Below are 10,466 nucleotides of genomic sequence, written 5' to 3'. Positions count from 1 at the left end.
AATGCTTCAACATTGAGCGCCGGCTTGGCCATGCCCAACAGAATCATGAACCCGTCAGGGATTCAATCAAATGTGAGCCGTGCGCCAAGGGGCGCCCGGACTTTTGCCCCAGTTACGCGCGTCTTAATCTTCCGCCTCGGCCGGCGGTTCGGTGGGTTCGGGCTTCTTGCGCCGATGCGGGCGATGGGCCCACGGGCGGTCGCCTTGCCAGCCGGCCACAGTCTCGATGCGGGCGCGGCCGGGTTCCAGCCACAAGGCATGGGCGCCGCGGCGCCACAAATCGAAGCGATCGATAACGGTGTGCGGCCCCCGGCAGGCCTGGCGCAGCGGCACCGCCGCCACCACCGTCACCGCCGCAGCGCAGGCCGCCTCGATGCCGGCTTCGTCCTGGACCAGCGCCACCGGACCGGCCGGGGCGCGGTACAGGCAGCCCAGAGCGTCGCAGCCCAGGCGGCCGTCGGCCGAGCGGCCAGCCTTGGGCCAGCGTTCGGCGGCCAGCGGCCCGGCGCGGCGGTCCCAGCTTTCCCGCACCAGCCGGCCGCCGCGATTGACCAGCAAGGCGCCGTCGCCGGTTCGCACCCCGAAGCTATAGCCGCGCGAATCGACGACGATGTCGGGCGGGCGCACCAGGACGAAGGTCGACAGACCGGCGGCCATAACCGCCAGCCCCCACAGCCGCCAGCGGGTCCGCCACAGCAGCAGCCACAGCCCGCCCAGGGTGAAGATGGCCAGCCCCTCGATGGGCAGCACCGGCAGGCGCTGGCCCGCGGCGGGCCATGCCGCCACCGCCACCGCAACCCGGTTGACGGCATCGACGCCCCAGCCCATGGGAGCCAGCGCCAGCCCTTCCAGTCCCAGCGGCATCAGCACCAAAGCCAGCACGGCGAACGGCATCACCAGGAAGCCGGTCAGCGGCACCGCCACCATGTTGGCCAGCACCGACCACACCGCCAGCCGATGGAAGTGGAACCCGCCATAAACGGTGGTGGCAAGGCCTGCGACCAGCGAACTGAACAGCACGCCGAACAGATAAAGCCCAACCTGATGATGCCAGCCGCGATGCTGGGTCCGCCACTCGGTCACCCTTGGGTTGACAGCCTCATAGGCGGCGATCAGGGCGGCGACGGCGGCGAACGACATCTGGAAGCTGGGGCCGATCAGCGCTTCCGGGGCGATGACCAGCACCACCAAAGCGGCCCACGCCACCAGGCGCATGGACAGGGCGGCGCGATCCAACAGCACCGCCAGCAGCACGATGCCGGTCATCAGGAAGGAACGCTGCGCCGGCACCGGGGCGCCGGCCAGCAGCATGTAGAAGAAGGTGGCAAGGATGGCGAATGCGGCCGCCCATTTCTTGATGGGATAGGACAGCGCCACCATCGGCCACAGCGCCAGCCCGCCGCGCACCACGAAGAACACCAGCCCGGCCAGCAGGCTCATATGCAGGCCGGAAATCGACAACAGATGGGCCAGGCCGGAATCGCGATAGGCATCCAGCACGTCGCGGGGGATGGCCCCGACCTCGCCGGTGATCAGGGCCTGGGCCACCGCCCCGATGGCGCCGGGCAGCACCGCCATGATCCGTCGTCCGATGGCGGCCCGAAGCGCGTTCAAGCCGCCGCCGCCCTCGACCATCTCGATATCGGGCGGCCCCAGGGCGGTCCCCACCGCCCCCAGTCCCTGGAACCAGGCATGGCGGGCGAAATCGAAGGCGCCCGGCAGGCTGGGCTGCGGCGGCGGCGTCAGGATCGCCGCCACGCTCACCTTGGCCCCGACCGAGATCGGCTGGTCGGTCTTGAAGCGCAGCCGCACCCGGTGCGGCACCGGGCCGTCGATGGGCATCGACACATGGTCCAGGGTGACGCGCTGGCCGCCGCCGGCCAGCGGCTCGACCTCGGCCGCCAGTCCCGACAGCGTGACCTTGCCGGACGGCCGTTCCAGCACCGGCGCCGCGACCCAGGCCGAGCGCCATTGCGCCACGGTGAAGCCGCCGGCCACCAGCGCCATCACCGCCATCATCATCCACACCGGCGCGACCCTGCGCCCCAGCCAGGCAACACCCAGGCACAGGGCCAGCACGGCGCCTCCGACCCAGGTCGGCGGCTCGAACGACACGGCGAAATAAAGGGAAATGCCAACGCCGACAGCGACGGGAAGCCACAAAACCCAACGCTCCCGCTCGGCCAGCAGGAGGGTACCTAACCGTTCGGTCAGGATTTTCCCTATCCTATCGGGCAGGAAAATCTCCGTCCCCCCCACTCTGCGGGCTGTCATGAGCGAAAGTTTATGCTAGATAAGTCCGGTTTGCCAATTGCACTGCACAACACGAGCGCTTTCCATCATGTCGGTCGTCACCCGCTTCGCCCCTTCCCCCACTGGTTTCCTGCATATCGGCGGGGCACGGACGGCGTTGTTCAACTGGCTGTTCGCCCGCCATCACGGCGGCAAGTTCTGCCTGAGAATCGAGGACACCGACCGCGCCCGCTCGACCGAAGCGGCGGTGGCGGCGATCTTCGACGGCATCAAGTGGCTGGGCCTGGATTGGGACGGCGAGGCGGTGTTCCAGTTCGCCCGCATGGACCGCCACGCCGAGGTGGCCCGCCAGCTGGTGGCCGAGGGCAAGGCCTATTACTGCTATTGCACGCCGGAAGAGCTGGAAAAGATCCGCGAACAGCAGCGGGCCGAGGGTAAGCCGATGCGCTATCCCGGCATCTGGCGCGACCGCGACCCGGCTGACGGCCCGAAGGACCAAAAGCCGGTGGTGCGCCTGAAGGCGCCGCAAGACGGCGAGACCATCATCGACGATCTGGTCCAGGGCCAGGTCAAGGTGGCCAACGCCCAGCTGGACGACATGGTGCTGCTGCGGGGCGACGGCACGCCGACCTATATGCTGTCGGTGGTGGTCGACGACCACGACATGGGCATCACCCACGTCATCCGCGGCGACGACCACCTGACCAATGCCTTCCGCCAGTTCCAGCTTTACAAGGCCTGCGGCTGGGATGTGCCGGTCTTCGCCCACATCCCGCTGATCCACGGCCCCGACGGCGCCAAGCTGTCGAAGCGCCACGGCGCCCTGGGGGCCGAGGCCTATCGCGACATGGGCTTCCTGCCGGAAGCGATGCGCAATTATCTTCTGCGCCTGGGCTGGTCGCACGGCGACGACGAGATTATCTCGACAGAACAGGCCATCGAATGGTTCGGCCTGGAGCAGGTCGGCCGTTCGCCGTCGCGGTTCGACATGACCAAGTTGACCAACCTCAACGGTCATTACCTGCGTCTGGCCGATGATGCCCGCCTGGTCGAGCTGGTGGTGCCGCTGATGGAGGCCAAGTTGGCCCGTGCCGCCGACCCGGCCGCCAAGGCCCGTCTGGCGGCCGGCATGGCCGGCATGAAGGAACGCGCCAAGACGGTGATCGAGTTGGCCGATATGGGCCTGTTCTACCTGGCGGCCCGGCCGCTTTCCTTCGACGAGAAGGCGGCCAAGAATCTGGCCGAGCCCGAGCAGGCCAGTTTGTTGAAGGAGTTCGCGGCCCAATTGGACGGCGCGGACTGGACGAAATCGGTTCTGGAGGAGGCCGCCCGCCAATTCGCGGAAGGCCGGGGCCAGAAACTGGGCAAGATCGCGCAGCCCTTGCGGGCGGCGTTGACCGGTTCCTCGGTCTCCCCTCCCATCTTCGAAGTGATGGAGGTGCTGGGGCGGGCCGAGACCATGGGGCGCATCGAAGACGCTGGACGCGTCGGGCCGCCCCTTTGAGCACGATGATTTCAGGTAGAAATCATCGTGAGACAGCGGCCATTGAGGCCGCGGCCAAGGGCGCGGACGCGCCCGCCCGGCGAGGGGCATAATGACGGTGACCAAGATGACCTCATCTTGGTCTACCAAAGAGAACCGCCTGGAACCCTGTTTCCAAGGCATGGCATTAACGAACGCACGTGAGTGTGACAGCACGGGGTAAGACGATATGACCAAAGAATCCGTGACGCTCATCAACAACAGCACCGGCAAGCAGGTGGAATTCCCGCTGCTCGCCGGTACCGTTGGCCCGAAGGTGATGGACATCCGCAAGCTTTACAGCGACCTGGACGTGTTTACCTACGATCCCGGCTACACCTCGACCGGTTCGTGTAAGTCGGCCATCACCTATATCGACGGCGACGAAGGCGTCCTGCTGCATCGCGGCTATGCCATCGCCGATCTGGCCGAGAATTGCGAGTTCCTGGACGTCGCCTACCTGATCCTCAAGGGCGAGCTGCCCAACGTCGAGCAGAAGGCCAAGTTCGAGAACGACATCACCCACCATTCGATGCTGAACGAGCAGATCTCGTTCTTCTATCGCGGTTTCCGCCGCGACTCGCATCCGATGGCCGTGATGTGCGGCGTGGTCGGCGCGATGGCCGCCTTCTACCACGACTCGACCGACATCAACGACCCGCACCAGCGCATGATCGCCAGCTACCGGCTGATCGCCAAGATGCCGACCGTGGTCGGTTGGGCCTATAAGTACAGCCAGGGCCAGCCCTTCATGTACCCGCAGAACAAGCTCTCGTACTCCGAGAACTTCCTGCGCATGATGTTCGCCACGCCTTGCGAGGAATACGTCCCGAACCCGATCCTGACCCGGGCCATGGACCGCATCCTGATTTTGCATGCCGACCACGAGCAGAACGCCTCGACCTCGACCGTCCGTCTGGCCGGTTCGTCGGGCGCCAACCCGTTCGCCTGCATCGCCGCCGGCATCGCCTCGCTGTGGGGTCCCGCCCATGGCGGCGCCAACGAAGCCGTGCTGACCATGCTGCACGAGATCGGCTCGGTGGATCGCATCCCCGAATTCATCAAGAAGGCCAAGGACAAGGATGATCCGTTCCGCCTGATGGGCTTCGGTCACCGCGTCTACAAGAACTACGACCCGCGCGCCAAGATCATGGCCCAGACCTGCCACGAGGTTCTGGACGAGTTGGGCGTCAAGGACGAGCCGCTGTTGAAGCTGGCGATGGAACTGGAACGCATCGCGCTGGAAGACGAATATTTCGTGCAGCGCAAGCTGTTCCCGAACGTCGACTTCTATTCGGGCATCATCTTCCGCGCCATGGGCATCCCGACCACGGTGTTCACCTGCCTGTTCGCCCTGGCCCGCACCGTGGGCTGGATTGCCCAGTGGAACGAGATGCTGACCGACGCCGACCAGAAGATCGGTCGTCCGCGTCAGCTGTATGTCGGCGCCGGCCCGCGGCCTTACGTGCCCCTGGACAAGCGTGGCTAGGCCGGGAAACCGGATATTGTCTCCCGAGGGGCGGCGCCAGCCGCCGCCCCGACGGATTCCCGCACCCGCCAACGACAATAAGGGACCGATGACGCTGCGCCTGAAACAGGCGGCGTTCCTGGCCCTGCTGGCCGCCATGGCGGCGGCGATCTGGTGGATGCGCTGATCAGCCCCACCATATTTTAAACCGCTTTGGTTGACGCCATCCCCGTTCGCATTTTCCCAAACGTGTGGCACCATGGGGCGTCACAGGCTGCGGAAGGACCAGGGATGAGCCGGCAACACCCCCAGCGCGCCCCCTGGGTCGAGCGCCTGCTGGCCCGCCATCACCCTGACCGTCCCGACCTGACCTCGCGGGTCAACGCCGTCAACGACGTCGCCAAGACCGCGCGCGCCCTGCCTTACCCCGCCCAGGTGCTGCGGGTGATCGATGGCGACACCTTCCTGGCCAAGGTCCCCATCTGGCTGGGTCTGGACATCACCGTTTCCGTCCGCCTGCGCGGCCTTGACGCCCCCGAGCTTCGCGGCCCCTGCCCGGCCCAGGCCCAAGCGGCCAAGGACATGCTGACCGAGTTGCTGGCCGCCGGCCCGGTCCGCCTGACCGACATCACCCACGACAAATACGCATCGCGCATCGACGCCTTGGTCTGGGTTGGCACCGGCCAGGATGCCGGAAGTTTGATGGCGGCGGCGGGTTTGCAGAAACCGTGCCCGTAGCGAAGCCCCCCTTCACCGCCGGCAGCGCCCTGGCCGGCTGATTCTTGAAACACAGAGGCACAGAGGCACAGAGGTTTCCGAGCCGTGGCGACAGGGTTGCCCCACGAAAATCACCTCTGTGCCTCTGTGCCTTGTGGTGATTTGAACTTTTTCCCTGAACCGAACGCCCCCTACGCCGCCGGCAGCGCCTTGACCGGCCGGAAGCCGGCCATGACAAAGGCCTGGACCTTCTCGAAGGCCTTCACCTCGATCTGGCGGATCCGCTCGCGCGAGACGCCGTAGCGGGCGCCCAGCTCCTCCAGGGTCAGCGGATCGTCCTTCAGGCGGCGTTCAGTGAATACCTCGCGCTCGCGCTCGTTCAGCACATCCAACGCGCCGGCGATCAGCTTCTTGCCGATCGACAGTTCTTCGCGCTTGGCCAGGGCGATTTCCTGGTTGTCGGTATCGTCGGGCAACAGGTCGATGATCTCGGTCTGCGACTCGCCGACCACGATGTTCAGCGAGGAATCGCGCCCGCCCATGCGGCCGTTCATCGCCACCACGTCCGACTCGGCCACCGACAATTCAGTGGCGATGGCCTTGACGTGCTCGGGCGCCAGATCGCTTCCCTCGAACAGCTGCAGTTTGGCCTTGATCCGGCGCAGGTTGAAGAACAGCTTCTTCTGCGCGGCCAGGGTGCCGATCTTGACCAGCGACCAGCTGTTCAGCACGAATTCGTTGAGCGAAGCCTTGATCCACCACATCGCATAGGTGGCCAGCCGGAAGCCCTTTTCCGGCTCGAACTTCTTGACCGCCCGCATCAGGCCCAGATTGCCTTCCGAGATCAGATCGGCCATCGGCAGCCCGTAATGGCGATAGCCCATGGCGATCTTGGCGACCAGGCGCAGATGGCTGGTCACCAGCTTGTGCGCCGCCTCGGTGTCCTGGTAATCGACCCAGCGCTTGGCCAACATGTATTCCTCCCCGGCCTCGAGGACCGGGAAGACGCGGATGTCGCGCATGTACTTGGTGAGGCTGTCACCCCCGACCACGGGAATGGCGGCGTAATTGGTCATCATGTCATATCCTCCCACGAGCAACATGACCGGGCCCACCCTTGGGGTCGGGCCGCAGTGGAAACGGCCCGCATTCGCGGCGCCTTTTCTATGAACATTATGCCAACACCCGCACGGGGTGGTCAAGAATTTCACTTGCCCCGCGAGCACGATGCACTAGGATTCGCGCCATGTGGTGGGAATTCCTGATCGTCGCCCTGTTGATCTTGCTGAACGGCTTCTTCGCCATGTCGGAAATGGCGCTGGTGTCGTCGCGGCCGGCCGAATTGCGCCGCCGGGCCGAACTGGGCTCCAAGGGGGCGCGCCAGGCCCTGGAGCTGCTGGACGAACCGTCGCGCCTGCTCAGTGCCGTGCAGATCGGCATCACCCTGGTCGGCATCGTCGCCGGCGCCTATTCCGGCGCCACCCTGGGCGGCGAGCTGGCCCACTGGTTGGCAAATGCCGCCCCGACCATGGCCGAATGGTCGGAAGAGATCGCCATGACAGTGGTGATCGGCATCATCACCTATCTGTCGCTGGTGGTGGGCGAGCTGGTGCCCAAGCGCCTGGCCCTGCGCCACGCCGAATCCATCGCCATCCGGGTCGCGCCGGTCATGCGGCTGATCGACAAGGTCGGCAGCCCGGTGGTCAGCCTGCTGCGCCATTCCACCGACACCTTGCTGCGGCTTTTGGGCCAGCGCCCCGACGAGACCGCGCCGATGACCGAAGAGGAAGTCCGCGCCGTAATCGCCGAGGGCGCCGCCACCGGCGCCATCGACCCGGTGGAAAAAGAAATGATCGACCGGGTCATGCGCCTGGCCGACCGCTCGGTCGGCTCGATCATGACGCCCAGGCCCGACGTGGTGTGGCTGGACGCCGACGGCTCACCCGAGCAGTGGCGCGCCACCATGCATGGCTGCCCCCATTCGCGCTTTCCGGTGGTCAAGGGCTCGCAGGACCATGTGATCGGCCTGGTCGATGCCCGCAAGCTGCTGGACCGCCTAATGGCCGGCGAGGCGTTCGACCCCGCCCAGGCCATCGAGCCGGTGGCGGCCGTCCACGAAGAGACCCGCGCCACCCGCCTGATCGAGATGTTTCGCGCCAGCGGCACCCCCTTCGCGGCGGTGCTGGACGATCACGGCCGCTTCGAGGGGCTGGTGACCAATTCCGACATCCTGGCGGCCATCGCCGGTGAATTGGGCCCGGCCGGCCCCGACGACGACGAAGCGGCGGTGCGCCGCGCCGACGGGTCGTGGCTGGTCGATGGCCTGCTGCCGATCCATGAGGTCGAGGCCCTGACCGGCATTCCCGGCATGGCCGGCGAAAGCGACTTCCACAGCCTGGCCGGCTTCGTGCTGTCGCAATTGCCGCACCTGCCCCGGACCGGCGACCGCTTCACCTGGCAGGGCTGGCACTTCGAGGTGGTCGATATGGATGGCCGCCGGGTCGATCGCATCCTGATCGAGCCCCCGAAATCAGAGGGCGAAACCTCGGGCTCCGGCATCTAATTTATCACAGCCCATAAGTATTGGTTCGCATAAGGTGAAGGCTCTAGGCTGGCATACCCCTACCAATCGTGGTACGAGAATCCAAGCATTAAGACCTATCCGCAACCCGTCACCTTCGAGCCCTGCCGGTGCCCACGCAAAAGCCAAACGCCATCCGCCGCCGCCTGCCCCGCCAGGAGCGCGAGAAACTGATCGTCGCCGAGGCCATCCGCTTTTTCGCCGAGGTCGGCTTCGAAGGCCAAACCCGCGCGTTGGCGCAACGTTTGGGGGTGACCCAACCGTTGCTGTACCGCTATTTCCCCGACAAGGACGCGCTGATCGAGCGGGTCTACCAGGAAGTGTTCCTGGGCGGCTGGAATCCGGCCTGGACCGTGGGCCTAAGGAACCGCGCCGTCTCGTTGCGCGATCGGATCGTGCAGTTCTACCACGCCTATAGCCGTCGGCACTTCCGCTATGAACAGGTGCGCCTGTTCATGTTCGCCGGCCTGAAGGACCAGGGGCTGGCCAACCGCTATATGGGGTTCGTGCGCGAAAACCTGTTCGAGCCGCTGGTCGAGGAACTGCGCTTCGAAATCGGGCTGCCGGCGCAGGCCCCCAACGATTACGAGGTCGAATGCGTGGCCGGCCTGCACGGGGCGGTGGCCTATATCGGGGTGCGCCGCTGGGTCTACCATGCCCCGGTGCCGGAAGATACCGACCGGGTGATCGCCAACATGGTCGATTCCTTCCTGTCCGGAATCCAGGATGTCTTCCGCCGCATCGCCGCCGAGGCCCAGCCGGCATAACAGACCTTGCCAAGCAGGCCCCGGCACGGTAGGCAAGAGGGCCAACGCATCATCCGGGGGATATCATGAGGAACCTAGCGCTTGCCGTCGCCGCCACCCTGGCCCTGGCCGCCTGCTCGACCTCGCCGCATTCCCTGGCCCCCGACACCGCACAGGGGCCGACCAGCTATGTCTGCTATTCCAACCTGACCTCGACCCCGGAAGATGTCCGCGCCATCGGCGAGCGCCAGTGCCGCAAGTCGGGCTATGGAATTTCGTCGATGCTCGGCCAGTCGTGGACGCCGCTGCGCTGCGGCTTCCTGACCCCCTCGGTGGTCGCCTTCCAGTGCGGCAGCGGCTATTCCACGATGCCGTCCTATATGCCGCCGATGCGCTGACGGCCCCTTCGAAAAAGAGCCTCTTCGACGTTGGAAGTGGAATTGCGCCGGTTCCGGCGTGAGCGCCCTGCCTACCTGTAGCTGAATATCCCCTTGTTCGATTAATCCGCTGACCATCCCCTCGTCCCGACCTGCCCTCTGGCAGGCCATCGAGCGGAGCGGTGGTCAGGGATGGCCGCAGGCCACCGCGTCAGCGGCGCGGGACGCGTCCTTGACCGGCGCGAGTACGATGGCACTCTGCGGCGGTCTGGGAGAAGAGGATATCGACGTGGACGCCAATACGATCATGGCCTTGGGACTGGGCGTTTCCCCGCCGTGGAAACTGGTCGAGCAGCGACTGGACACGACGGTTCAGCCGCACGTGCTGCACCTGGAGGTCGCGGTCGATCGCGGCACCATGTTTGCCTGTCCGCAGTGTGGCAGAGCCTGCAAGGCGCACGACTTCGCGGAGTTCACCTGGCGGCACCTCAACTTCTTCCAGCACCATTGCCACATCACTGCCAAGGTGCCGCGCACCGACTGTCCGGAGCATGGCGTGCTTCGGATCGGCGTGCCGTGGGCGAGAGAAGGCAGTCAGTTCACTCTGCTGTTCGAGCAGGTGGCGCTGGTTCTGGTCCGCGAGATGCCGGTGCTGGCGGCGGCTCGCATCATCGAGGTCACCGACAACCGTCTATGGCGGATCGTCCATCATTATGTCCGCAAGGCGGTGGAGCGCCTCGACCTGTCCAAGCTCGCCGCCGTCGGCCTTGATGAAACCGCCGCCAAGCGCGGCCATACCTAT

10 protein-coding genes are annotated in these 10,466 nt (G+C 65.9%); 8 read left to right on the top strand and 2 right to left on the bottom strand.

From position 1 onward, the window contains the following. Positions 1-123 precede the first annotated feature (123 nt). Positions 124-2,163 (bottom strand): ComEC/Rec2 family competence protein, encoded by a 2,040-nt coding sequence (locus tag A6A05_RS18925; RefSeq protein WP_245644381.1) that lies wholly within the window; start codon positions 2,161-2,163, stop codon positions 124-126. A 178-nt stretch (positions 2,164-2,341) separates the two neighbouring features. Here A6A05_RS18925 and gltX point away from each other — a divergent pair, with 178 nt between their 5' ends. The 4 genes from gltX to A6A05_RS18910 all read left to right on the top strand — a co-directional run bounded on the left by gltX (position 2,342) and on the right by A6A05_RS18910 (position 5,981). Then, positions 2,342-3,757, top strand: a complete 1,416-nt coding sequence (gene gltX, locus A6A05_RS18920; protein WP_068504599.1) for a glutamate--tRNA ligase — start codon at positions 2,342-2,344, stop codon at positions 3,755-3,757. 208 nt (positions 3,758-3,965) lie between these two features. Then, complete coding sequence (gene gltA / locus A6A05_RS18915) at positions 3,966-5,264, top strand: citrate synthase (RefSeq protein WP_068504597.1); 1,299 nt, start codon at positions 3,966-3,968, stop codon at positions 5,262-5,264. A gap of 16 nt (positions 5,265-5,280) precedes the next feature. After that, complete coding sequence (locus A6A05_RS21095) at positions 5,281-5,430, top strand: hypothetical protein (protein ID WP_156521153.1); 150 nt, start codon at positions 5,281-5,283, stop codon at positions 5,428-5,430. A gap of 104 nt (positions 5,431-5,534) precedes the next feature. Further along, positions 5,535-5,981 (top strand): thermonuclease family protein, encoded by a 447-nt coding sequence (locus A6A05_RS18910; RefSeq protein ID WP_082911078.1) that lies wholly within the window; start codon positions 5,535-5,537, stop codon positions 5,979-5,981. A gap of 170 nt (positions 5,982-6,151) precedes the next feature. Here A6A05_RS18910 and rpoH read toward each other — a convergent pair whose 3' ends face one another. Beyond that, positions 6,152-7,036, bottom strand: coding sequence for an RNA polymerase sigma factor RpoH (rpoH, locus tag A6A05_RS18905; RefSeq protein ID WP_068504601.1), 885 nt, complete (start codon positions 7,034-7,036; stop codon positions 6,152-6,154). 170 nt (positions 7,037-7,206) lie between these two features. Between rpoH and A6A05_RS18900 the strand changes: the two genes are divergently transcribed. From A6A05_RS18900 to A6A05_RS18885, 4 genes are all read left to right on the top strand, one after another. Continuing rightward, positions 7,207-8,523 carry a hemolysin family protein gene (locus A6A05_RS18900; protein ID WP_068504595.1) on the top strand — a complete coding sequence of 439 codons (1,317 nt, stop codon included), beginning with the start codon at positions 7,207-7,209 and terminating at the stop codon, positions 8,521-8,523. Positions 8,524-8,651: 128 nt separating this feature from the next. Next, on the top strand, positions 8,652-9,308 hold the full coding sequence (locus A6A05_RS18895; RefSeq protein ID WP_245644380.1) for a TetR/AcrR family transcriptional regulator: 657 nt from the start codon (positions 8,652-8,654) through the stop codon (positions 9,306-9,308). Between the two features lie 65 nt (positions 9,309-9,373). Further along, complete coding sequence (locus tag A6A05_RS18890) at positions 9,374-9,685, top strand: hypothetical protein (protein ID WP_068504591.1); 312 nt, start codon at positions 9,374-9,376, stop codon at positions 9,683-9,685. 268 nt (positions 9,686-9,953) lie between these two features. Next, positions 9,954-10,466 (top strand): helix-turn-helix domain-containing protein (locus tag A6A05_RS18885; protein WP_172822328.1); only part of this gene is annotated, 513 nt, incomplete at its 3' end.

This window comes from Magnetospirillum moscoviense (genome assembly GCF_001650635.1).
Classification (GTDB): domain Bacteria; phylum Pseudomonadota; class Alphaproteobacteria; order Rhodospirillales; family Magnetospirillaceae; genus Magnetospirillum; species Magnetospirillum moscoviense.
This window is presented reverse-complemented; position numbering and strand designations above follow the sequence as displayed.

What these genes read in the sequence shown, in the direction of transcription:
- gltX (WP_068504599.1), top strand. Translation starts at nt 2,342, where the DNA reads ATGTCGGTCGTCACCCGCTTCGCCCCTTCCCCCACTGGTTTCCTGCAT.
- gltA (WP_068504597.1), top strand. Translation starts at nt 3,966, where the DNA reads ATGACCAAAGAATCCGTGACGCTCATCAACAACAGCACCGGCAAGCAG.
- A6A05_RS18910 (WP_082911078.1), top strand. Translation starts at nt 5,535, where the DNA reads ATGAGCCGGCAACACCCCCAGCGCGCCCCCTGGGTCGAGCGCCTGCTG.
- rpoH (WP_068504601.1), bottom strand. Translation starts at nt 7,036, where the DNA reads ATGACCAATTACGCCGCCATTCCCGTGGTCGGGGGTGACAGCCTCACC.
- A6A05_RS18900 (WP_068504595.1), top strand. Translation starts at nt 7,207, where the DNA reads ATGTGGTGGGAATTCCTGATCGTCGCCCTGTTGATCTTGCTGAACGGC.
- A6A05_RS18890 (WP_068504591.1), top strand. Translation starts at nt 9,374, where the DNA reads ATGAGGAACCTAGCGCTTGCCGTCGCCGCCACCCTGGCCCTGGCCGCC.